24 protein-coding genes and 3 tRNA genes are annotated in these 22,087 nt (G+C 71.7%); 11 read left to right on the top strand and 16 right to left on the bottom strand.

The annotated features are described in order from the left end of the window. Positions 1 to 34 precede the first annotated feature (34 nt). Complete coding sequence (locus tag PSH03_RS13065; RefSeq protein WP_030332207.1) at positions 35 to 250, bottom strand: DUF3073 domain-containing protein; 216 nt, start codon at positions 248 to 250, stop codon at positions 35 to 37. Between the two features lie 306 nt (positions 251 to 556). Then, entirely contained in the window at positions 557 to 1,639 is a 1,083-nt protein-coding gene (locus PSH03_RS13060; protein WP_210784156.1) for a Leu/Phe/Val dehydrogenase, read from the bottom strand. A 193-nt stretch (positions 1,640 to 1,832) separates the two neighbouring features. Between PSH03_RS13060 and PSH03_RS13055 the strand changes: the two genes are divergently transcribed. Then, a complete protein-coding gene (locus tag PSH03_RS13055; protein WP_210784214.1) occupies positions 1,833 to 2,672 on the top strand; it encodes a DUF8083 family protein in 840 nt (279 codons plus the stop codon). Between the two features lie 250 nt (positions 2,673 to 2,922). Next, positions 2,923 to 3,132, top strand: coding sequence for a BldC family transcriptional regulator (locus tag PSH03_RS13050; RefSeq protein ID WP_007073996.1), 210 nt, complete (start codon positions 2,923 to 2,925; stop codon positions 3,130 to 3,132). Positions 3,133 to 3,233: 101 nt separating this feature from the next. Here the strand turns inward: PSH03_RS13050 and PSH03_RS13045 are convergent, their stop codons facing one another. Then, positions 3,234 to 3,623 carry a PPOX class F420-dependent oxidoreductase gene (locus PSH03_RS13045; protein WP_210784157.1) on the bottom strand — a complete coding sequence of 130 codons (390 nt, stop codon included), beginning with the start codon at positions 3,621 to 3,623 and terminating at the stop codon, positions 3,234 to 3,236. Positions 3,624 to 3,677: 54 nt separating this feature from the next. Here PSH03_RS13045 and PSH03_RS13040 point away from each other — a divergent pair, with 54 nt between their 5' ends. After that, the gene (locus PSH03_RS13040; protein ID WP_238689255.1) at positions 3,678 to 4,457 is read left to right on the top strand and encodes a class I SAM-dependent methyltransferase; all 780 of its coding nucleotides are present in this window, start codon (positions 3,678 to 3,680) and stop codon (positions 4,455 to 4,457) included. A gap of 53 nt (positions 4,458 to 4,510) precedes the next feature. Here the strand turns inward: PSH03_RS13040 and PSH03_RS13035 are convergent, their stop codons facing one another. Further along, on the bottom strand, positions 4,511 to 4,798 hold the full coding sequence (locus PSH03_RS13035; protein WP_091396025.1) for a hypothetical protein: 288 nt from the start codon (positions 4,796 to 4,798) through the stop codon (positions 4,511 to 4,513). A gap of 177 nt (positions 4,799 to 4,975) precedes the next feature. Here PSH03_RS13035 and PSH03_RS13030 point away from each other — a divergent pair, with 177 nt between their 5' ends. Continuing rightward, a complete protein-coding gene (locus PSH03_RS13030) occupies positions 4,976 to 5,833 on the top strand; it encodes a 3-hydroxyacyl-CoA dehydrogenase family protein (RefSeq protein ID WP_238689254.1) in 858 nt (285 codons plus the stop codon). Then, on the top strand, positions 5,830 to 6,573 hold the full coding sequence (locus tag PSH03_RS13025) for an enoyl-CoA hydratase/isomerase family protein (RefSeq protein WP_238689253.1): 744 nt from the start codon (positions 5,830 to 5,832) through the stop codon (positions 6,571 to 6,573). The genes PSH03_RS13030 and PSH03_RS13025 overlap by 4 nt, the downstream gene beginning before the upstream one ends. Positions 6,574 to 6,639: 66 nt before the next feature. Here the strand turns inward: PSH03_RS13025 and PSH03_RS13020 are convergent, their stop codons facing one another. Further along, positions 6,640 to 7,983: an ABC transporter substrate-binding protein gene (locus PSH03_RS13020; RefSeq protein ID WP_238689252.1), complete on the bottom strand. Its 1,344-nt coding sequence runs from the start codon at positions 7,981 to 7,983 to the stop codon at positions 6,640 to 6,642. 156 nt (positions 7,984 to 8,139) lie between these two features. On the opposite strand from PSH03_RS13020, the gene PSH03_RS13015 reads away from it, so the two are divergent. Then, on the top strand, positions 8,140 to 8,529 hold the full coding sequence (locus tag PSH03_RS13015) for a hypothetical protein (protein ID WP_210784162.1): 390 nt from the start codon (positions 8,140 to 8,142) through the stop codon (positions 8,527 to 8,529). 20 nt (positions 8,530 to 8,549) lie between these two features. Here the strand turns inward: PSH03_RS13015 and PSH03_RS13010 are convergent, their stop codons facing one another. Continuing rightward, positions 8,550 to 8,990, bottom strand: coding sequence for a hypothetical protein (locus PSH03_RS13010; protein ID WP_210784163.1), 441 nt, complete (start codon positions 8,988 to 8,990; stop codon positions 8,550 to 8,552). 129 nt (positions 8,991 to 9,119) lie between these two features. Between PSH03_RS13010 and PSH03_RS13005 the strand changes: the two genes are divergently transcribed. Then, positions 9,120 to 9,824, top strand: a complete 705-nt coding sequence (locus tag PSH03_RS13005; RefSeq protein WP_238689251.1) for a DUF2786 domain-containing protein — start codon at positions 9,120 to 9,122, stop codon at positions 9,822 to 9,824. Positions 9,825 to 9,836: 12 nt separating this feature from the next. On the opposite strand, the gene PSH03_RS13000 is transcribed toward PSH03_RS13005, so the two are convergent. After that, positions 9,837 to 10,364 (bottom strand): SRPBCC family protein, encoded by a 528-nt coding sequence (locus PSH03_RS13000; RefSeq protein WP_238689250.1) that lies wholly within the window; start codon positions 10,362 to 10,364, stop codon positions 9,837 to 9,839. A gap of 46 nt (positions 10,365 to 10,410) precedes the next feature. Between PSH03_RS13000 and PSH03_RS12995 the strand changes: the two genes are divergently transcribed. After that, a complete protein-coding gene (locus tag PSH03_RS12995; protein WP_210784166.1) occupies positions 10,411 to 11,355 on the top strand; it encodes a hypothetical protein in 945 nt (314 codons plus the stop codon). Positions 11,356 to 11,521: 166 nt separating this feature from the next. Here the strand turns inward: PSH03_RS12995 and PSH03_RS12990 are convergent. The 8 genes from PSH03_RS12990 to PSH03_RS12955 all read right to left on the bottom strand — a co-directional run bounded on the left by PSH03_RS12990 (position 11,522) and on the right by PSH03_RS12955 (position 17,120). Next, positions 11,522 to 11,595 (bottom strand) — tRNA-Phe (locus PSH03_RS12990). Positions 11,596 to 11,694: 99 nt separating this feature from the next. Next, positions 11,695 to 11,768, bottom strand: a tRNA-Asp gene (locus tag PSH03_RS12985). A gap of 57 nt (positions 11,769 to 11,825) precedes the next feature. Continuing rightward, positions 11,826 to 11,898: transfer RNA gene (locus PSH03_RS12980), tRNA-Glu, on the bottom strand. A 154-nt stretch (positions 11,899 to 12,052) separates the two neighbouring features. Continuing rightward, on the bottom strand, positions 12,053 to 12,835 hold the full coding sequence (locus tag PSH03_RS12975) for a polysaccharide deacetylase family protein (protein WP_238689249.1): 783 nt from the start codon (positions 12,833 to 12,835) through the stop codon (positions 12,053 to 12,055). A gap of 75 nt (positions 12,836 to 12,910) precedes the next feature. Then, positions 12,911 to 13,861, bottom strand: a complete 951-nt coding sequence (locus tag PSH03_RS12970; RefSeq protein WP_238689275.1) for a MerR family transcriptional regulator — start codon at positions 13,859 to 13,861, stop codon at positions 12,911 to 12,913. Continuing rightward, positions 13,851 to 14,471: an isopentenyl-diphosphate Delta-isomerase gene (idi, locus tag PSH03_RS12965; RefSeq protein WP_238689248.1), complete on the bottom strand. Its 621-nt coding sequence runs from the start codon at positions 14,469 to 14,471 to the stop codon at positions 13,851 to 13,853. The genes PSH03_RS12970 and idi overlap by 11 nt, the downstream gene beginning before the upstream one ends. Continuing rightward, on the bottom strand, positions 14,468 to 15,949 hold the full coding sequence (gene crtI, locus PSH03_RS12960; RefSeq protein ID WP_091395988.1) for a phytoene desaturase family protein: 1,482 nt from the start codon (positions 15,947 to 15,949) through the stop codon (positions 14,468 to 14,470). Before crtI ends, idi begins: the two co-directional genes overlap by 4 nt. A gap of 28 nt (positions 15,950 to 15,977) precedes the next feature. Continuing rightward, the gene (locus PSH03_RS12955; RefSeq protein WP_238689247.1) at positions 15,978 to 17,120 is read right to left on the bottom strand and encodes a polyprenyl synthetase family protein; all 1,143 of its coding nucleotides are present in this window, start codon (positions 17,118 to 17,120) and stop codon (positions 15,978 to 15,980) included. A 65-nt stretch (positions 17,121 to 17,185) separates the two neighbouring features. Here PSH03_RS12955 and PSH03_RS12950 point away from each other — a divergent pair, with 65 nt between their 5' ends. Then, positions 17,186 to 18,109, top strand: a complete 924-nt coding sequence (locus PSH03_RS12950) for a phytoene/squalene synthase family protein (protein WP_210784170.1) — start codon at positions 17,186 to 17,188, stop codon at positions 18,107 to 18,109. Next, positions 18,106 to 19,431, top strand: a complete 1,326-nt coding sequence (locus tag PSH03_RS12945; RefSeq protein ID WP_238689246.1) for a cryptochrome/photolyase family protein — start codon at positions 18,106 to 18,108, stop codon at positions 19,429 to 19,431. Before PSH03_RS12950 ends, PSH03_RS12945 begins: the two co-directional genes overlap by 4 nt. On the opposite strand, the gene PSH03_RS12940 is transcribed toward PSH03_RS12945, so the two are convergent. Then, positions 19,432 to 20,508, bottom strand: coding sequence for a serine hydrolase domain-containing protein (locus PSH03_RS12940; protein ID WP_238689245.1), 1,077 nt, complete (start codon positions 20,506 to 20,508; stop codon positions 19,432 to 19,434). A gap of 80 nt (positions 20,509 to 20,588) precedes the next feature. On the opposite strand from PSH03_RS12940, the gene PSH03_RS12935 reads away from it, so the two are divergent. Further along, the gene (locus tag PSH03_RS12935) at positions 20,589 to 22,076 is read left to right on the top strand and encodes a dihydrolipoyl dehydrogenase family protein (RefSeq protein ID WP_238689244.1); all 1,488 of its coding nucleotides are present in this window, start codon (positions 20,589 to 20,591) and stop codon (positions 22,074 to 22,076) included. Positions 22,077 to 22,087 lie beyond the last annotated feature (11 nt).

Raw genomic sequence — 22,087 nt, 5'->3', positions numbered from 1 at the left:
CGGGGGTTACCGCGTGCTCAGCTGCGTCGAGAGGTCAGCGGGTCGGACGGACCCAGGGATCCGGATCGTCGTCCGCGTGATCCTCATCATCGTCGTCGACGAACTCTTTAGAGTCGTCGTCGAAGTGGTGCTCAGACTTACCAGCACCCGCCAGTTCGCGCTGCAAAGCGGTGAGGTCGGTGTTCGGGGAGTGGTACTTCAACTCCCGCGCCACCTTAGTCTGCTTGGCCTTAGCACGGCCGCGCCCCATGGCTCGACCCCCTCGCACAGAATGCGGGGCAGCCCGAAGGCGGGCCCCGATGACGTCAGGCATCTCTCGTGGCTCTTACGGTACATGGGGATGCCATCGTTCGGCACCTCGGGTTACCGTCAGCCGGCTCTGCGCGTCGCGTCGATCCGGCCGTCACCCAGTGTACCGGGTAAGGAGCGGAACGGTTAGCACCCGTGACACCGGACAAACCGCATCAAATTTGACCCCGGCTCAGCTTACCCAGCGAGGCCCGGCACCGAGGCCCGGAGGCGGATCTCGCCGACCCGCCCCCGGGGCTGGAGGCGCTCAGCGCAGGTGGATCGCGCGCAGCCGACCGACGTCCGCCATCCGCCGCTCCGCCAGCCGGTCGGCGGCCACCGCCGGCGGCACGCCCTCGGCGTCAGCCAGGTGCAGGATCTCGCGGGTGGTGTCGTAGATCCGGGTCGCCCGCAGCTTCGCCCGGTCGAAGTTGAAGCCCTCGATCTCGTCGGCCACCTGGATCACGCCGCCCGCGTTGACCACGTAGTCGGGGGTGTAGAGGATGCCCCGGTCGGCCAGCAGCTTCTCGATGCCCGGGTGGGCGAGCTGGTTGTTCGCCGCCCCGGTGACCACCTTGGCGCGCAACGCCGGCACGGTGTCGTCGTTCAGGGCGCCACCCAGCGCGCACGGCGCGTACACGTCGATGTCCGCGGCGACCAGCGCGCTGGAGTCGTCGACGAGGGTGACCTGCGGGTGGTTGCTGCGCACCCACGCCAGCGCCTTCGGGTTGACGTCGGTGGCGACCACCTCGGCGCCATCCTCCAGCAGGTGCCCGGTGAGGTACTTGCCGACCTTGCCCAGCCCGGCCACGCCGACCCGCCGGCCCCGCAGGCTCGGAGTGCCCCACACGTGCTCGGCCGCGGCCCGCATCCCCTGGAAGACACCCCAGGCGGTGAGGATCGACGAGTCGCCGGCGCCACCGTGCTCCACGCTGCGCCCGGTCACGTAGCGGGTCTCCCGGGCCACCACGTCCATGTCCGCCACGTACGTGCCGACGTCACAGGCGGTGTAGTAGCGGCCGCCCAGCGACTCCACGAAGCGGCCGTACGCGCGCAGCAGCGCCTCGCTCTTGATCTGCTCCGGGTCGCCCCAGATGACGGCCTTGCCGCCGCCCAGGTCCAGCCCGGCGAGCGCGTTCTTGTACGCCATTCCGCGGGACAGGTCCAGCACGTCGGCGAGGGCGTCGTCCTCGCTCGCGTACGGGTAGAAGCGGGTGCCCCCGAGCGCCGGGCCCAGCGCGGTGGAGTAGATCCCGATGATCGCCTTCAGGCCGCTCTGCTTGTCCTGGCAGAACACGACCTGTTCGTGACCGGTCGATACCGGGTCGTCGGTGCTCGCGAATACGCCCATTGTTGGCTCCTACTGTGGTGTGCGTCCTTGTGGGACGCGGACCTGGTGGACCCCGGCGGGGATGCTGCCGGTGTGATCGAGCCTAGTATCGGCCGCCGGGCGGGCGCTCGACGCGCCGCGGCCGTCCCACGGTGCGGCGCGCGTGCTCCGGCCGCTGACCGCGTACGGGCGTGGTTCGTGGGAGGATCGCGCGGTGCCGTCGCTCTTCGCTTCTTACCTGCGCGTGTACGAACCGCTGGCCGCCTTCGATCGAGACCGGCAGAGCTACTGGCGCCGCTACGTCTCGGAGGGGCGCGCGATAGCCCCGGTCGAGGGGCCCGGTCGGCAGCGGACGGCGGTGATCGAGGCGCTGGGTGCTGGCTGGACCCGGCTGCCGGACCTGCCGGAGGAGGCGTACGTCCTGGAGACGGACGAAGGCCTGCTGGTCTGCCCCTGGAACCTGCGCATCCGGGTCGCTGAGGCGGCGCTCAGCGCCCGGGACGGGGTGCCCTCGGTGCTCGCCGACGCCTTCGTGCCGCCGGTGCTCGCCGGGCAGGCCAGGGCGGTGGTGGACGACTGGCGCAGTGGCGCCCGGGTGCTGGAGCACGGGGTGCCCCGGGTGCACGAGCAGATCGCCACCTGGGGCGTACCGCTGCGGTGGTTCGTGCTCTTCGACCCGGCGGAACGCGACCTGGTCACCCAGCCGGGCCGACGGGCGCTGCGCTACCGCACCGAGATCTCCAAGGCTCGACGCCGCTCGTCACGGGCGCTGTCGGTGCTGCGCAAGTCGGTCGGCGAGGCGCCGATCACCGAGGCGGTGGAGGAGGCGGCCCGCTGGTTGGAGGAGTTCCATCCGCGGTCCGTGGTCGAGCTGGACTACGGGGGTCTGGTCGACCTGCTCTCCGACGAGACGCTCGCCGCTGACGACTCGCCCGAACTGGTCGCCGGCGGGCTCGCGGGGCTGTCCCGCGGCGAGGCCGAGGAGGCGTCGGCCGCGTACGACAAGTTGGTGGCCCGGTGGCGCGCGGTGCAGCTGTTGGAGCGGTGCAACTAGGGCATATCACCCTAGGAGCGCTCCCAAGGTGAGTTGTGCTCGTAGTTGACGCATCACGAACCGTGATCATGAGTCCGAATAAGGTGGTTTCTGCCGTGTAAAAGTCGTAAAAATCGGGCATGGTTCATCCGTCCGTCTAGGGACCTTCATCCGTTCGGCCCATGTCGGACATCGGGGACTAGCCGGACCATGGGAGACGCGTCGGCCGGCGGGACCCCGGCCGATGTCTATACATGTGGAGGAGTGACCGATGGCATCGCGAACGCACGAACCAGAGCCGCTACTCACGCCGGCCGAGGTGGCGTCGATGTTCCGGGTCGACCCGAAGACGGTGACCCGGTGGGCCAAGGCTGGCAAGCTCAGTGCCATCCGCACCCTGGGTGGCCACCGTCGGTACCGTGAGTCGGAGGTCAGGGCGCTATTGCAGGGCCAGATCCCGCAGCAGCGGCAGGGCGACTGAGCAGGCAACAGTTCTTCGTCAGGGGCGGTGGATCTCGATCTGCCGCCCCTGACGTATGCCCAGCCCGAGCACGACCCCGGCCGCGCCTCAGCGCTGCGGGGTCAGCGCCGCGGCTCGGCCAACGTCACCCGGATGCCGACAGTGCCGCCCTCGCCGCGACGCAACCGGCTGCCCAGCAGGCTCAGCCGGCCGATCAGGCGGTACTTGTGCTTGAGCAGGTCGCGGACCCGACCGGTGTCACCGCCCCCGTAGATCGTCGCGTGAGCTGACACCTCCGCCCCGTGTGGCCGGCCCCGCACGTCGCACGGGGCCACTGTCACGTCGCCGTTGCGGCGGATCCGCTTCACCTTGCCCGAGTCGGCCCGGGTCCAGACCGCCAGCGCCTCCCCGTCGCGTACCGCCCAGACCGGGGTCGGCACCGCCCGACCGTCCTTGCGAAAGGTCGTGAGCAGGATGTACTTCTCGGCCGACAGCCGGTCCAGCATGGTCACGCCGCCAGGATACGGCCGGCGCGGGCCACTGAGTGGCCGGATAGCGTGAACGCCGTGACGGTTGAGCCCCTAATCGGTGACGTGATCGGCGAACTGCTGCGAGACACGCTCGCCGTGGCCACCGGAGTAGGTCCCCGGCCCCTGGTAGGTGGTCGACTGCCGCGACCGGTCATCGAGATCATCGAACGGGACGACGGTCTGATCAACGGCGCCCCGTCCGCGCACTACCTGGACGGGCCGGCGGAGTGGCAGCCGTACGACCACCGCGCGGTGGACCGGGCGCACGGCGAGACGCTGGACATCGGCACCGGAGCCGGCCGGATCGCGCTGCTGCTCCAGGAGCGCGGCGTACCGGTCACCGGGCTGGACACCTCAGCGGGCGCGCTGGAGGTGAGCCGGCGTCGCGGTGTCCGGCGGCTGGTGCACGGCACCGTCGACACACACGTCGCCGACGGGTCGCGGTACGACACGTTCCTGCTGCTCGGCAACAACCTCGGGCTGTTCGAGGGGCGGGACCGCGCTCCCGAGTTCCTGGCCGCGCTCGCCGCACTGGCCCGACCGGGGGCGCAGATCATCGCGCAGGGCACCGACCCGTACGGCACCCGCGACCCGCTGCACACCGGCTACCACGAGCGCAACCGTCGGCGCGGCCGGCTCGGTGGCCAGCTGCGGCTGCGGCTGCGCTACCGCGAGTTGAGCACCGAGTGGTTCGACTACCTGGTCTGCTCGGCGGACGAGTTCGCCGGCCTGGTGCACGGCACCGGTTGGCGGCTCACCGATGTGGACGACCGCGACGCCCCCTACTACCTGGCCACCCTGCGCCTCGTCGACTGAGCAGGACGGCCCCCGCACTCCGCCAGGCGGAGAGCGGGGGCCGTCCGTACGTCTCAGACCTGGACGGTCGGGGGGAGCTGCTCGGGCGGAAGGCCGCCGTCGCCGTCGACAACCTCGTCCGGTTGGCCGTCCTCGTCGATGTCGACCATGGTGATGTCCACCTTGCCGTCACCGTCGGTGTCGAACTGGAACAGGTCCGCCTTGCCGTCGCCGTCGGTGTCCACCACCCACACGTCGGTCTTGCCGTCGTTGTTGGTGTCGGCGCGCAGCAGTTCGACCCGCTCGTCGCCTCGGGTCTCCACGATCTCCCCGTCGGTGACGCTCTCCGGTGCCTGGCTCATGTCGATGCGGTCCTTCCCTCGGTTGACGGGCCGTCATTACCCGATCCGGCGCTCCCCCACGCATGGGCCGGGTCGTCGCGCTGTCTAGGGTCGCACCATGAGCGAGCGGAGCGGGCGGGACACCCGGGCCGGCGTAGCGGGGACCCCGCGCGTCGGCGGACGGGACAGGGAGGCGTGATGAGCGATCGTTTCGTGGTCGTCGGTGCCGGCACGATGGGACTTGGCATCGCGTACGTGGCGGCCGGCGCAGGGCACGCCGTCGAGTTGGTCGAGGTGGACCCCGAGCGGGGTGCGGCAGCGCTGAACCGGCTCGCCGAGCTGTGGGAGCGGGCGGTGCAGCGCGGGAAGCTGAGCGCCGACGAGGCCGCCACGAACCGGCAGCGGGTGACGCTGCGCCCGACCCTCGCCGAGGTCGCTCCCGCCCCCCAGGTGATCGTGGAGGCGGTGCCGGAGCGTCTCGCCCTGAAGCGTGCGGTGCTCCGGGACGCCGCCACGCTGCGTCCGGCGCTGCTCGGCAGCAACACCTCCAGCATCGCCATCGGGGCGCTGGCCGCCGAGCTGGACGCGCCCGAGCGCTTTCTCGGTCTGCACTTCTTCAACCCGGTCTGGGCGATGGCGCTGCTGGAGATCGTGGTCGGCCCGGCCACCGCCGAGGAGACCACCGCCGCGGCCGTCGCGCTCGCCGGCCGGCTCGGCAAGGACCCCGTCGTCGTACGCGACATGCCCGGCTTCGCCACCTCCCGGCTCGGGGTCACCCTCGGGCTGGAGGCGATCCGGATGGTCGCCGACGAGGTGGCCAGCCCGGCGGACATCGACAAGGCCATGGTGCTCGGCTACCGGCACCCGATCGGGCCGTTGGAACTCACCGACCTGGTCGGCCTCGACGTGCGGCTGGACATCGCCCGCACCCTCCAGGCCGCGTACGGGGACCGCTTCGCGCCGCCCCCGCTGCTGCTGGAGATGGTGGCCGCGGGGCGGCTGGGTAAGAAGTCCGGACAGGGCTTCTACCGCTGGGAAGGCGGTGTCAAGCAGTGAGCGGGTTGCGGATCGAGGAGCGGCCGGACCGGCTGGTGGTCACCCTGGACCGGCCGGAGAAGCGCAACGCCATCGACGCCGACCTGATCGCCGAGCTGCACCAGGTCTGCGCCGAGCTGGAGGCGCGGCCGCGCCTGCTGCTGCTCACCGGCGGCGCGTCGGGCATCTTCGCCGGTGGCGCCGACATCGGCCAACTCCGCGAACGGGGTCGCACGGACGCCCTCGCCGCGATCAACTCGGCCGCCTTCGCCCGCATCCGGGCGCTGCCGATGCCGACCGTGGCGGCCGTCGACGGCCCGGCGTTGGGCGGTGGCGCGGAGCTGGCGTACGCCTGCGATCTGCGGGTGTGCACGGCGCGGGCGGTCTTCGGGCAACCGGAGGTGCGGTTGGGCATCCTGGCCGGCGCCGGTGCGACCCACCGGCTGCCCGCGTTGATCGGCGAGGGCCTGGCCAAGGAGCTGCTCTTCACCGGTCGGCGGGTGGACGCCGCGGAGGCCCTGCGGATCGGCCTGGTGAACCGGGTGGTGGACGAGCCGGGCGAGCTGCTGGCTGTGGCGCACGCGTTGCTGGACGAGATCGCCCTGGGCTCACCGTTGGCGGTGCGGCTGACCAAGCTGGCGGTGGACGCGCCGGCCGCCGCGCACCCGCATCTGGACCTGGTCAGCCAGGCGGTGCTCTTCGAGGACGACGAGAAGCACCGCCGGATGACCGAGTTCCTGGAGCGCCGCCGGCCGCGCTGATCCCGCGTACCAGAAACGGCCGCACCGGCGGGAAGCCGGTGCGGCCGTTGTGGTTTCTGGTCCTGCCTACTGCCGGATCTGCACCCCGGCGTCGGCCAGGCCGCGGATCACCTGGGCGGACTCACCGAAACCGATGATCAGTACGGCGTCCGCGCCGAATTCCTTGATCTCCTTTGCGCCGCCGCTGAAGTCGACCGGTGCGGCCTTCGCGTCGGCCGGCGGCTCGTACGTCAACAGCTTGAGCCGGTCGTTGGCGATACCGGCCTTCTCCAGCTCCTCGCGGACGGTGCCCTGGAGGCCCTCACCGTAGGAGTCCTTGCGGGCGACGATGACGATCTTCTGTGACCCGTCGCGGAGGATCACGTCGGCCAGCGCCCGGCCCTGGAGGCTGTCCGGCGGGGCGGTGCGGAAGTAGAGGCCCTGGTCGTCGACGTCGGTCAGGCTGGCGTCGGTGTTGGACGGGGAGAAGAGGATCTTCCCGGCCTGCACCACGTCCGGCAGCACCGCCCGGGAGATGCCCGAACCGCCGGCACCGATGATCACGCTGACGCCGTCCGCCACGTGCTTGGCCACCGTCGCCTTGGCCACTGCCGGGTTGGTGCCGTCGTCGCCGTCGAGCCACGTCACCGGCTTGCCCAGTGCGCCGCCAGCGGCGTTGATCTCCTTGATCGCCAGCGCGGCGCCGGCGGCCATCGGCGGGTAGGCGATCGAGAGGTCACCGGTCTTCGGCAGCAGGCTGCCCAGGATCAGCGGCTCCTGGTCGGCGGCGCCACCCGGGCGCTGCTTCTTCGGCTTCGGCGGCGTCTTGGTGCTCGCCGCCGACTCGATGCCCGCGCCGACGAACTCGGTCTTGCCGTCGTTGATCTGCTGCCCGTCGAAGGTCAGTGTGGCGTAGCTAGCGGTGGCCGGCTCACCCTTGTCGGTGAAGCCCGCCCGGGTCAGCGACACGCCGCGGTACTCGATGTCCTGCCCGTTGCGGGCCAGCGCGAGACAACTGGCCGGGTCCTCGCAGCGCTGCCCGTCGTTCGTCACGGCGACGATCTGCTTGGTGATGGCGGCAGGGTCGGTGCTCCCGGCCAACTGGGCGGCGAGCACGGCGATCACCACCGCGTCGTACGTCTCGGCGGAGTACACGTAGTCCGTCAGCGCCGGATTGACGGCCCGTAGCCGGCCCTTGAAGTCGTCTGGCAGCGGAACGAGGGGCGTGGTGCCCTTCATCCCGTCGACGAGACTCGCCCGTTCCTTCAACTCCGCAGGGTAGGAGTTGAGCATGTTGCCGTCCGTGCCGTAGAGGCGCACCTGTTGGGCGCTGGCCTCTTCGGGCTTGTCATCCCCGCAAGCGCTTGTGGCGAGCAGGATCGTCGCGCAGGCAGCCAATGTGGCTACCCGCGAGCGGCGTGATTCGAACATGGTCGTCCTTCCTCCGGCGAAGGTCCGCTGCGCACATTAGCGTGCCGAGGCCGGCGGCGGGACCGTGGAGGTGGCGTAATGCGCAGGTAGCTCGCGTTGAACACGGACAGTGACGGTTGTCGGGGGTGCTTGACCACCCGTCCTACTGTGCGCTGCGTGACCGACCTACCACAGCAGACGTTCGATGACGCGGCCGCCGTGCTCCGTTCGGCGCTGACCGGCGATGGAGACGCGGTGGTGGGGGCGTTCGACGCGGTCGTCGACCGGGCCGGCCTGAACGGCGCGTACGGCGTCGCCTGGTGCCTGGCCGCGACAATGCTCGGTGACGCGCCGGCGGCCAGCGGGGCGGCGCTCGACTTTCCGGGGATCGATCAGGCCGGGTACGACACCCGCTGGGTGGCCCGCTTCGTCAGCGCGTACGCGAATCGGGACGAGCCGACCGGGGAGGCGCTGTTCGGCGCGGCGGCAGCCGACGGGCTGCTCCCCGACTGCCTGCTCACACTCGCCGGCTCGACGATCGCCACCCTGCGCAGCCGCGCCGGGTGAACCGCGACCGTACGGATCGGTCAGAACGCGTGGTACGCGATCAGCGGTTCGTACTCATACCGCAGGTTCTCGAAGCGGACCCGGAAGTTGACGCCGTCCCGGACGTTGGTCGCCACGGTGATCCAGCCCGAGTTGGCCGGCAGGTAGGTCCAGTAGTTGCAGGCGCTCGTCTTGTCGACGAAGATCACGCACGCGTCGGTGGCGTACACGCTCGCGTTGCGCACGTTGATGTCGCGACAGCGCGTCGTGGTGCGGTACTGGCCGGCCGAGCCGCCGTAGCGGCCGGTCTCGAAGTACGACCGGACCGCCCCGCCGTAACAGGTGGCGAGCGGGCCGAACGCGTTCGCCCCGGAGTTGACCGGCGTGGTCGGTGTGGTCGGCTCCGCCTGCGCGGGCGTGCCGACGGAGAGCAGTGCGGTGGCCGTGGCGACGGCAAGTAGACGAGCGGTCGGGGATGGCATCCGTTCGTTCCTCCAAGCAGTTGGTTGACCGTCCGTATCGGACTGATCATCTGGCCGTGACGATGATACGTATCGATCGATTGCCGTGCGGCCCCGATGATGTCCGGCCCGTGTGGTAGCTCTGTAGGCATGTCCGAGGCCATGCTCAGCAAGGTGCGCAAGCTGCTGGCCCAGGCCGAGGACCCGGCCTGCACGCCGGCCGAGGCCGCCGCGTTCACCGCCAAGGCGACCGAGCTGATCGCCCGCTACGGCGTCGACCGGGCGCTGCTCGCCGCCCGGGACCCGACCACCGACCCGGTCGGCGATCGGGTGCTGGACGTCGTCGCCCCGTACGCCCGCGACAAGGTCGGCCTGCTCGCCGCGGTGGCCGAGCCGCTGCGCTGCCGCTGCGTACGCCGTCGGCAGGGCAACGGCTTCGCCCTGCACCTCTTCGGCTTCGCCAGTGACCTGGAACGGGTCGACCTGCTCTTCACCTCACTGCTCGTGCAGGCGGCGCACGGCCTGGCCGCCACCGAGGTGCCCGCGGACGACCACCCCGCCGCCTTCCGCCGCTCCTGGCTGGCCGGCTTCGCCGAGGTGGTCGGAGGTCGACTCTGGGCGGCCGAGTCGGCGGCGGCCACCGAGTCGGGCGCACCGTCGATGGCGCTGGTGCTGGCCGACCGGTCCGACCGGGTGCAGCGCCGGCTCACCGAGGAGTACCCACGGCTGCGTACCGCACCGCCACGTCGGTTGGGCGGCACCGGCTTCGGTTCGGGGGCGGAGGCCGGCCAACGCGCGAACCTTGGTGGTCGGGACGTCGGCGGCGTCGCTGCCGGTCGGCGGCTCGGCCGGTGACCCGGCAGGTCGTCAGGCCGTCGAGCTGGGACGGTGGCGCGACACCGTGGCGACGTAGCGGGTGAGTAGCTCGTGCCAGCCGGCCGTGAGCGCCTTGCGGTAACCCTCGGCAGCCTCGCCGTGCCGGTCGAAGTGCCGATGCTCCAGCTCGACCCGGGTGTGTTCCGGCCCCTCGGCATGGAACAGCACCTCGACCTCGCTCGCGCGGGCCGGGTCCGGCACCGGCGCCCGGTCGGGACCGATCTGCCACACGAAGACCAGTCGGCGAGGCGGATCCCAGGTGAGCACCCGACCCCAGTCGGCGCGGAAACCGTACGGGCCGATCTCGTAGAGCATGCCGCCGGCCCGAGGCTCCATGCCCAGCTCGGCCAGCGCGTCCGGGCCGGACCAGGTGTATTCGGTGACCCACCAGTCGGTCAGCTCGTCGGTGAAGACCGCGAACGCGTGCTCGGCGGAGCCCGGGACGAGAAGGCTGCACCGGAGAGAGAACTGGCCGACGTCCTGCCGGATGTCGGCCGGATCAGTCAATTCCTGTCCCATAGGCCCGGACCATACCGGCTGATGCCTCGGTGTGCAGCTTCGCGCTGTGCCCGGTTCCAGACAGCGGGTCGTCGAGTCGTCACGGACGGGATGGCCCGCCGGAAAGCGGGTAACCGCGCCCAACGGCTCGGACGACCGGGCCGGTGTGCAGGTGGGGCGGGAGAGCATGAGCGAGAGCGGGCAGCAGCGGGAGCCGGACCGGAACGTCGACAGCGGGAACCCGGACGTCCTGCTCGACATTCCGAAGGTCTCCGTCGACTCCATCCGACTGGCGGTCGACGGTCTGGAGGCCGACCTGTCGCTGCGGGCCCGGGTGGCCAACCTGCTCCAGGTCGACGCCGGCGTACGGGTGCACCTCAACGGCGGCGAGTTGAACATCGACGGGGTGAACGCCGAGGCGCAGCTGCGGGTGCGGTTGGAGCAGCTGACCAGAATCCTGGGCCGCGCGCTCGACACGCTCGACCACAACCCACACATCATCGAGGCGCTCGCGGGCACGGCCGGCACCGCCGTCGACGACGTGAACCGCAGCGCCCAGCAGTTGGCCGCGGGCGCAGCGGAGATCAAGGCATCGAGTCGACGCCTGGGTTCTGATCGGCCGGATGCGGGTCGGTCCGGGGCTGGCCCGGTCGGTTCGGGACCGGGTGCCGGCGGACCCGGGCCGCGAGCCGGCGGCCCAGGGCTTGCCGACCAGGCGCAGCCGCAGGGCCAGCAGCCGCAGGGTCGGCGTCCTCAGGGCCAGCATCCGGGATCGGCGGGGCCGACCGCCGGGCAGACCGGCAACAAGCCCGGCCAGTCGGCGGCGTCCGGTCCGAGCCCGTCCGGGGACGGCGACGGTGGTCTTCCAGGCGCGGCGCAGGCTGCGGCGCAGAACGCAGCCCAGTTCGCCGAGCAGGCGGGGGAGACGCTACGAGAGGCCGGGCGCAGCGTGTGGGAGGCGATCCAGGGCAGCGTGGCCCAGCATCGCCCGCAGGGTCGCCGCGACCACTGAACACCGCGCGCGGTGTCGCGCCTGCTGGGACCGCGCGACTTCAGAAAGTCGTGTTGATCATCCAGGAGAGTGGTGGGTATGGCGTCACTGAAAGCGACCCACCAAAGCAAGATCCCCACCTGCGTTTCCGCTGGCGGGGACCTCTGTAGCCCGGCGAAAGGCTATGTGGCCAGGGGCGGGGTCGAACCGCCGACCTTCCGATTTTCAGTCGGACGCTCGTACCAACTGAGCTACCTGGCCGTGTCGCTCGGCTCATGTTACCCGGCAACCGGACGAACCGGCGGCAAGGCGACCTGCTCCGATACGCAGAACGCCGCGCGGGGCGCGGCGTCAGCGCTGCGGTCCTGACGGGACTTGAACCCGCGACCTCCGCCTTGACAGGGCGGCGAGCACTCCAACTGCTCCACAGGACCTAGCTTGTGTTGCTCCGACTTGCGCCGGTCTTGCCTTGCTCCGGCTTACGCCGGTCGTGCCCCCAACGGGATTCGAACCCGTGCTACCGCCTTGAAAGGGCGGCGTCCTGGGCCGCTAGACGATGAGGGCGGCCCCGCCATCATTGCACATTCGCAACTTCAAGCGGACTTGCTCCCATCCGGCCCCGCCGGAGGCTTGGAAAGCATACGTGATGCTCCGTCGGTCGACAAAATCGGTGTCGGCAAGGGCTTGATGCGGGCCATAACCGCAGGTCAGAGCGTTTCTAGCGGAGCCGGGTGATGCCGAAACGCTGCTTCAGGTCGGCGATCAACTTCGGGCATGCGGCGAGTGTCGCGGCCCGATTACCGCCCCCGTCGTGCAGAAGGACGATCCCACCGGGCCGGGTGGCGGCGTGCACACGCTTGCCGATCGTGGCCGCGGTCGGCTTGTCCCAGTCCTGCGGGTCGACCGACCAGTGCAGGGGACGCATGCCGAGGTCCTTGGCCACCCCGAGCACCTCCGACGTCCACCGGCCGCCCGGCTGCCGGTAGAACGACACCTTCGCGCCGGGAACGGCCTTCCGGATGGCCTTGTTGGTGCGGTCCAGGTCGGCCCGGATCTCGCCGACAGGTCGGCGGGCAAGATCGAGGTCGTGACGCCAGCTGTGGTTGCAGAGCTGGTGTCCCTCCCGGACGATCCGCCGGACCAACTCCGGGTGACGTTGCACCTCGCGACCGACAACGCAGAAGGTCGCCGTCACCTTGGCGGCCTTCAGCTGGTCGAGCACCTTGGGTGTCCAGGCCGGGCTGGGCCCGTCGTCGAACGTCAGGGCCACCGGGCGTACGCCGGTGTTGCGCCCCAGACCGGCGGGGAGCTTGGCCGGCAGCGGCCGCAGGGGCGGCTTGGCCGGCTTGGTGACGCTGGGGTGCGGTGTCGGGGTGGGCGGCGTGGTCGATTCCACCGGCCGTGGAGCGCCGGCGGGTGCGATGGTGCGCTCCGGCTGCGCACAGCCGGAAAGGGCCAGCGCCACGGCGAGGACGGACGCCAGGATGGCGCGGGCTTGCATCTGCTCGCTCCCGGAGGGTCGGGGTAGGCGGACCCGCCCGACGGTAGTTCACGCCGCGATCCGGCGACAGTGCGATCAATCACGCCTCGACTGGCCCAGGGAGTCGCGGACGGCGGCGGAGAGCGAGACCGCCTCGGCCAGGTCGACCGGTCGCACCACCCCGGCGGGCAGCGTGTCGGCTCGCCAGCCGGGGCCGGCGGCGAGCACCAGCAACGGGCGCCGGGGGGCGGCGAGCAGCGCGCTGAGTTGGGTCGGGTCGGCGGTGGCCCGGGTGTGCGACCAGAGCACCACGGCGGCCGGTCCGGTCCGGTTGACCGCCTCGACGAGGGCAGCCACCGGCACCCGGGCGCCGAGCATCCGGTAGCTGACACCGGCCTCCGCGAGAGCCGCCGCCAACGCCTCCAGCGGCAGGGTGTGCTGTTCCTCGTCGGCGCAGGAGAGCAGGATCCGGGCCGGCCCGGTGGGGACGTTGGCCCGACTGGCCGCCGCGAGCGCCTCCGAGACGCAGCGGGACATCAGGTGTTCCACCTCGATCAGGCCGGCGGTGGCTGCGTGTCGTTCGCCGATACCGGCGAGCACCGGGCGCAGCAGGCCCTCCCAGGTGGCGACGACCCCGCCGGCGGCCAGGGCGTGCGCGATCGTCTCGCTGATCACCGCCGCGTCCAGTCGCATGGCGGCCCGGGCCAGGCCGCGGGCCGCCGGACCGGCACGGCCGACCGGGATGGAGCCGCCGCCGTCACGGCCGGTGGGGTGGATCCGGGCGGGGGCGACCGTGCCGGTGCCGTTGGGCATCGGGTCCGGTGCCTGGCGGGCCCAACGGGCCGCCTCGGCGGGGCTCACCCCGTCGGCGGTGAGCCGTCGCATGATCTCGAGACGGGCCAGGTCGGTGGGTGTGTACCGGCGGTGGTGACCGGGGACGTGTTCGCTGGGCCCGAGCCCGTAGCGCTGGTGCCAGGTGCGGAGGGTCGTCACCGCGACCCCCAACCGACGTGCGACAGCGCCCGCGCTCAGCGCCTCATCGACCACCCGACCGCTCCGCCGTGTCATCCGCCGACGATCCGGGCGGCGTCATGGCCGGGCCGGTTGCGCCCGACCGTGGCTCCGCGGGGCGTAGCAAGCGGTTCACCACCCCGCCCAGCCAGGGCGCGTACGACCGGGGATCGAGCTTCAACTCGGCCTCCAGCGCGGCGGGGTCGGCCCACCGCAGCTCGGCCACCTCGTCCGGGTCGGGCAGTAGCGGAGCGTGGGGCAGGAACTCGCCTCGCAGTACGTGGTCGTACTCGAACTCGACCCGACCGGTCGCCGGGTCCTCGGCGTAGTAGACGTAGATGCCGACCTCGGTCAGCTCGACCGGGCCCGCGCCCAGCTCCTCGCTCAGCCGTCGGTTGGCCGCCTCGGCGAGCGACTCGCCAGGCTGGGGGTGGCCGCAGCAGGAGTTGGCCCAGCGCAGCGGGAACCGGGTCTTCACGGCGGCTCGGCGCTGGAGCAGCACCTGGCCGTCCGGGTCCACCAGCAACACCGAGAAGGCCCGGTGCAGCTGCCCCGGTGGTTGGTGCGCGGCCGCGACGGTCGTCTCGCCGTGGGCAGTGCCGGCCTCGTCGACGAGCTCGACGAGGTGCTTCTCACGACTGCTCATCGGCCTTCCCCGGTGATCCGGCCGGCGGCGAGCTTGCCGGAGATGAGCACCATCGGTACGCCGACGCCGGGTTGGGTCCCGGAGCCGACGAAGACCACGTTCGGCAGGTCGCGGTGCAGGTTGGACGGGCGGAACGGGCCGGTCTGGAAGAGGGTGTGCGCGGCGGCGAACGGGGTGCCGGCGGCCATCCCCTGCTCCTCCCACTCGGCGGGGGTGATCGCCCGGAGCACCTCGACCCCGGCGCCGAAGCCGACGTAGCCGCGCTCCTCCAGGGTGCCGATCAGCTGGTCGGTGTAGCGCTGGGTCAGGTCACCGCGCCACTCGAACGGCGCCCGGTGCAGGTTGGGCACCGGGGCGAGCACGTAGTAGGTGTGTCGGTCCGGCGGGGCCACCGCGGGGTCGGTCCGGCTCGGGTTGGTCACCAGCAGCGACGGATCGGTCATCAGCTCACCCCGTCGGATGACCTCATCGAAGGTGCCCTTCCACGCGCGTCCGAAATGGATGTTGTGATGGGCGATCTTCGCATAGGCCTGTCGGGAGCCGACGTGCAGAACGACGCAGGACGGCGAGTAGGTGAGCCGGCGCTGCGGCGCGGCGGGGAGCAGGTCCCGGTAGGCGACCGGCAGGTCGGGGTTGAGCACCACCACGTCCGCCGGCACCAGGTCGCCGTCGGCGGTGAGCACGCCGGTGGCGCGGCCGTTCACGGTCTCCACCCGGGTCACGGTGGTGTCGTACCGGATCTGCACGCCGTGCTTCTCGGCCGCGCCGGCCATCGCCCTGGAGACCGCGTGGATGCCGCCGCGTGGGAAGTAGACCCCGGCCACCGAGTCGAGGTATGCGATGACCGCGTAGATGGCCAGCGCGTCGTGCGGCGCGAGGCCGGCGTACATCGCCTGGAAGGAGAAGATCCGCTGGGTACGCGGGTCCCGGAAGAACTGGTTGATCTTCGTTTGGAGGCGTCGGAAGGCCCCGCCGCTGAGCAGCTTGAGCAGGTTGCCGGTGATCAGGTCGGTGGGCGCGTCCAGGTTGCGCTCGATGAAGTCGGTGCGCTCCAGCCGCCACAGCTCCCGCGCGTACTCGACGAACCGAAGGTAGCCGTCGGCCTCCCGAGGCCCGCAGACCCGGGAGATCTCGGCCGCCATCCGGGTGGTGTCGGTGAGCACGTCGAGGGTCGAGCCGTCCGGGTAGTACGCCCGGTAGGCGGGGTCGAGCGGGGTCAGGTCCAGCCAGTCGTGCAGCTCCTCGCCGACCGCGCCGAGCGCCTCGGCGATCAGGTCGGGCATGGTGAGCACTGTCGGGCCGGTGTCGAACTCGTAGCCGTCCACGCCGAGGCGTCCGGCCCGCCCGCCGGGCACCGGCTCGCGCTCCAGCACCGTCACCTGTCGACCGCTACCGGCCAGGTGCAACGCGCAGGCGAGCCCGCCCAGCCCGGCCCCGACGACCACCACCCGGTCCGTCCGTCCTGTCACCGTCCGCACGTGACCACCTCCTCGCTCAAGTCGCTCTTCAGGCCCGCCGGTTGGCAGCGGCGGTGGCCAGCCCGGTCAACGCGGTCCGCGCCGTCTGGTCCACGGGCGCGGCGTCGAGCGCGGCCAGCGCGTCGCTGACCCGCTCGGCGATCATCTGCTCCACCCGGGTCACCGCGCCGGTCTCGGCGACCAGTTCGGCGAGCGTGTCGACCGATCCGTCGGCGGCCCGCTCCAACGCCGTGAGCTGTGCCGGCGTGGCCAGCTCGCGGGCCAGCATGAGCAGCGTGGTCGGCTTGCCGGTGCGGAGGTCGTCCCCGGCCGGCTTGCCGGTCGCCGCCGGGTCGCCGTAGACGCCGAGCAGGTCGTCGCGGAGCTGGAACGCTTCGCCGACAGCCAGGCCGTAGCGGGTGTACGCGGAGACCAGCGGGTCGTCGGCGGGCACCCCGGCCAGGCAGGCGCCGAAGAGCAGTGGTCGCTGGACGGTGTAGCTGGCGGTCTTGTAGCGGGCCACCCGTAGTGCCCGGTCGACCGACCAGCTCTCCGGGTCGTTCTCGCCGAGCACGTCCAGATACTGCCCGGCGACCGTCTCGACCCGCATCTGGTCGTAGCAGCGGCGCACCTCGAAGAGTCGCGTCGACGGCACCGAGGCGTGGGAAAGCAACTGGTCGGCCCAGACCATGCAGAGGTCGCCGATGAGCACGGCGACGGCCTCCCCGAACCGGCCGGGATCACCTCGGTGGCCGGCGGCGACGTGCTGTTCGGCGAGCGCGACGTGCGCGGTGGGCCGGCCGCGGCGGGTGGTGGACGCGTCCATCACGTCGTCGTGCACCAGCGCGAAGGTGTGCAGCAACTCCAGCGCGGCCAGCGCGGGCAGCACGGGTGGTAGCGGCGCGGTGCCACCGACGGCCCCGCGCCACCCCCAGTAGGCGAACGTGGAGCGGATCCGCTTGCCGCCGGTCAGGACGGCCTCCCGCGCGGTGGCGGCGAAGCTGCCCATCGACGAGTCGATGTCGTTGAGGGTGTCGACCTCGGCGGTGAGGAAGGCGTCCAGGGTCTCGCCGACAGCCGTGACCAGATCGTGGGTATAAGCAGCCAGAACGGCGCGGACCGGATCGTCCCCGTCCCCCGGCCCTGTCGGCGCCACGCGGGTCACGTTGCCCGCAACTGCGTCGTTGGCCATGCGGCTGAGCGTACCCTAGGGTACGAGTTGCGTCGATTGGTGCGTCGAAAAATGGAGGAGGGCCGGTGGAAACTGATCTCACCGCTGCCTATGACCGGTGCCGTGAGCTGCACAAACGCCACGGCCGCACCTACTATCTCGCCACCCGCCTGCTCCCCGCTTGGAAACGACGACATGTGCACGCCCTCTACGGGTTCACGCGGTACGCGGACGAGATCGTCGACCGCACCGAGGACCTGCCGCCGGCCGAGCGGGCCGCCCTGCTGGACCACTGGGCCAGCCAGTTCGTGGCCGGTCTGCACGGTGCGCCGGTCGACGACCCACTGTTGCCGGCAGTGCTGCACACGATCGCCGTCTTCGATCTCGACCGGGACGACTTTGCGTCGTTTCTGAAGAGCATGGCGATGGACCTGACCGTCACCGCGTACCCGACCTACGACCACCTGCTCGACTACATGGAGGGCTCGGCGGCGGTCATCGGCACCATGATGCTCCCGATCCTGGGCACCTCCGACCCGGTGGCGGCCCGGGAGCCGGCCCGACAACTCGGCTTCGCCTTCCAGCTCACCAACTTCATCCGGGACGTCGCCGAGGACCTCGACCGGGGCCGCACCTACCTGCCGGACGAGGACATGGCGAAGTTCGGGGTCACCCGCGAGGAGTTGGTCGAGGCCCGCGCCCGGGGCCGCGTCACAGCCCGGATCCGCGAGCTGATCGAGTACGAGGTGACCCGCGCCCAGGCGCACTACGGCGCCGCCGCACCGGGCATCACCATGCTGGCGCCCGCCTCGCAGGCCTGCATGCGCACCGCGTACGCCCTCTACGGCGGCATCCTCGACGAGGTGGCCGCGCAGGACTACGACGTCTTCGTCCGGCGGGCCCTGGTGCCGCAGCGGCGACGGATGGCGGTGGCCGCGCGGGCCCTGCTCAGCCCGACCGGTACCCCGGTCGTCATCCCCGGGCCGACCATCCAGCCGGAGAGCCGGTGACCGCGAGCACGGCGATCGTGCTCCTCACCCGCGACCTGCGGGTGCACGACCACCCGGCGCTGGCCACCACCTGTGCGGCCTTCGACCAGGTGGTGCCGCTGTACGTGCTCGACCCGGCGCTGGCCGACCTCTCCGCCAACCGCACCCGCTTCCTGCACCAGGCCCTCGCCGACCTGCGCGACCAACTCCGTGAGCGTGGTGGCGACCTGGTGGTCCGGCACGGCGACCCGGCGGCCGAGACGATCCGGCTGGCCGGCGAGATCGGGGCCACCGCCGTCGCGCTGTCGGCCGACGTCAGCCACTACGCCGTCCGTCGGGAGCGGCGACTACGCGCCGAGTGCGAGCGGCACCGGCTGCACCTGCGACTGTTTCCCGGGTTGACAGTGGTCGAGCCGGGCGCGTTGCGGCCCGGTGGCGGCGGCGACCACTACCGGGTGTTCAGCCCGTACCACAGGGCCTGGGCGGCCAACCGGTGGCGCGAGGAGTTGGCCGCGCCGCGCCGGATCGCGCTGCCCGATCGGGTACGCGTGGGTCGGCTGCCGGCGCTGCCGGCCGGCGACTCACCCGACGCGGCCAGCGGTGGTGAGCGGATCGCCCGGCAGCGGCTCACCGACTGGCTGCCCGACCTGACCCGGTACGGCGATCAGCACGACGACATGGCCGGCGACGACACGTCCCGGCTCAGCCCGTACCTGCGCTTCGGCTGCGTGTCGCCGCTGGCGGTGGCGAACCGCGCCGGCGACCGGTCCGGCCCGTTCGTCAGGCAGCTCTGCTGGCGGGACTTCTACTACCAGGTCACCGCAGCCTTCCCGGAGATCTCGACAACGGCGTACCGGCGGGGCGCCACCGAGCAGTGGCGCTACGACGACGACGCCTTGGCGGCCTGGACCGAGGGACGCACCGGGATGCCGATCGTCGACGCCGGGATGCGGCAGATGCTGGCACAGGGCTGGATGCACAACCGGACCCGGCTGATCACCGCCGGCTACCTGACCAAACACCTCGGGCAGGACTGGCGGTCCGGAGTGGCGGTGTTCTTCCGCTGGCTGCTCGACGGGGACGTGGCGAACAACTCCGGCAACTGGCAGTGGGTCGCCGGCACCGGCAACGACACGAAGCCCTACCGGGGGTTCAACCCGGTCCGGCAGGCCGAACGGTACGACCCGGACGGCGACTACGTGCGTCGGTGGGTGCCGGAGCTGGCGGGGGTGCAGGGCAAGGCCATCCACCAACCGTGGCGGCTGCCCGAGGCCCTGCGCCAGACGCTCGACTACCCACCGCCCCTCTCGGTACCGGACACCGACCCCGTCTGGCTGCGCTGATCAGAGCACCGAGTGCAACGCCTCGACCAGTTCGTCCACCCGGTCGTGCTCGGCGAGGTGCGCAGTGGCGTACGCGAAGATGTAGCCGCGCTCGGGGTCGGCCCACGCGCTGCTGCCGCCGATGCCACCCATGCCCCAGCTGCCGTCCGGCTCCCACTGCATGCCCAGGGTCCAGTGGGCGTCGCGGTCCAGCACCAGGTCCGGCCCGTCGTACTGGACCCGGGTCGCCTCCGCCACCAGCTCCGGGCTGAACAGCCGAACCCCGTCCAGGACACCACCGGCCAGGAGGCCGGCGTAGAGCCGGGCCAGGCTGGACGCTGTGGCGTGCAGGTTGACCGCTGGCACCTCCGCGCCCCGCCACATCGGGCTGTTCAGCACGGCCAGGTCCAGCCCGCCGGCCGGGTTGCCCATCGCCCGCGCCCGTGGCGAGCCGGGCTCGCCGAGCATTCGGGTCGGCCACTGCGGGTCGCCGTACCGCAGGTCCGCGCACCGCAACTGGTCCGCCTCGGTCAACCCGAAGCCGAGGTCGAGTTGCCACCGGTCGGCGATCTCCTCGGCCAGGAACCGGCCCACCGACCGTCCGTCGACGCGGCGGACCAGCTCGCCCACCAGGTGCCCGTACGTCCAGGCGTGTTCCCCGGCGACCGAGCCCGGCGACCACTCGGGGTCGGCGGCGGCCAGGTCGCCGATGAGCAGCGCCCAGTCGGCGATCGCGGCGGCCGGTCGCGGCACCGGAAAGGCCGGCAGTCCGGCGGTGTGCGACAACACCTGACGCACTGTGGCGGGAGTGCGGAACTCCGGCCAGTACCGGTCCACGGGTGCGTCGAGATCGACGGTTCCCCGGTCGACGAGCAGCAACAGGCAGAGCGCTGCCACCGGCTTGCCGACCGAGTAGACGTTCACCAGCGTGTCCGGCAGCCACGGCTCGCCGCCCGGCCCGTGGCCGCGGCGGGAGCCGCCGGTCAGGTCCACGACCGGCTGCCCGTCGTACCAGATGGTCAGGGCTGCGCCGGTTTCCCGACCGGAGGCGAGCAGGTCGTGGAAGCAGTCCTGGACCGGAGCGAAGCGTGCGTGCATCCGGCCACGGTAGGCGTCCGGGTCGGTGCGCGCGCCGACTTTTCCGCCGACCCCGGTGGTTGGGGTGGTGTCGCTGGGGGATGCTGTTCGGTGTGGCGGATCCGGAGCTGGTGGATGTGGTCGTGGTCGGGCTCGGGGTCGGCGGCGAGGAGGTGGCCGAGCGACTTGCCGAGGCCGGCCTGAACGTCGTCGGCGTCGAACGGGATCTCGTCGGCGGGGAGTGCCCGTACTGGGGCTGCATCCCGAGCAAGATGATGATCAGAGCCGCCAACGCGCTCGCCGAGGCTCGCCGGGTCGACGGGCTCGCCGGAACGGCGCAGGTCCAGCCGGACTGGGCGCCGGTGGCGAAGCGGATCCGCGAGGAAGCCACCGACACCTGGGACGACACGGTCGCGGCGGAGCGGTTCGTCGGCAAGGGCGGCCGGCTCGTGCGGGGCAGCGGTCGGCTCGACGGTCCGCGCCGGGTCCGCGTCGGTGACCAGGTGTTCGAGGCCCGGCACGGGGTGGTGCTGGGCACCGGCACGCGTCCGTCGGTGCCGCCGATCGACGGCCTGGCCGACACGCCGTACTGGACCAACCACCAGGCGATCGAGGTCGAGGAGCTGCCGGAGTCGCTGCTCGTGCTGGGTGGCGGCGCGATCGGCCTGGAGTTGGCGCAGGTCTTCGTCCGCTTCGGGGTCCGGGTCACAGTGGTCGAGGCGCTCGACCGGGTGCTGGCCGTCGAGGAACCCGAGGCGTCCGAGGTCGCCGCGGCGGCGCTGCGCGCCGACGGCGTGGAGATCCACACCGGGGTACGCGCCGAACGGGTCGAACACGACGGGACCAGGTTCACGCTGCGCGGTGGCGGCGGCGCGGAGTTCACCGCCGACCGGCTGCTGGTGGTGACCGGGCGCAAGGCACACCTGAGCGAGCTGGGCCTGGACACGATCGGCCTGGACGCCAGCCAGCGTTACCTCCCGGTCGACGACCGTCTGCACGTCACCGACCACGTCTGGGCGGTCGGCGACATCACCGGCGAGGGCGCCTTCACGCACATCGCCATGTACCAGGCGGGGATCGTGATCGCCGACATCCTGGCCCGTGCCCGGCAGGCGAAGGCGGGGGCGGACGCCAGCGGCACCTCCAGCGTGGTCGGCGGCGCGATGGGCGCATCCAGCTCGCTGGCCGCCAGCGGGTCGAGCGGGTCGGCCGGCACCGTTCCGCGAGCCGACTACCGCGCGCTGCCCCGGGTGACGTTCACCGATCCCGAGATCGGCGCGGTCGGGCTCACCGAACAGCAGGCCCGCGAACGCGGCATCAACGTGCAGGTGGGTTTCACCAAGCTCAGCAGCTCCACCCGCGGCTGGATCCACCGGGTCGGCGACGACGGTTTCATCAAGCTCGTGGCGGACGCCGACCAGGGCGTGCTGATCGGTGCCACCTCGGCCGGCCCGGCCGGTGGCGAGGTGCTGTCCGCGCTGGTGGTGGCGGTGCACGCGGCGGTGCCGCTGAGTCAGCTCCGGCACATGATCTACGCGTACCCGACCTTTCACCGGGCCATCGAAACCGCCCTGCGCGACCTGTCCTGACCCCGGCTCCG

This window comes from Micromonospora salmantinae, assembly GCF_022230905.1.
In the GTDB taxonomy this organism is placed as follows: Bacteria; Actinomycetota; Actinomycetes; order Mycobacteriales; family Micromonosporaceae; genus Micromonospora; species Micromonospora salmantinae.
The sequence above is the reverse complement of the archived record's forward strand: the minus strand, read 5'-3'. Positions and strand labels throughout refer to the sequence as shown.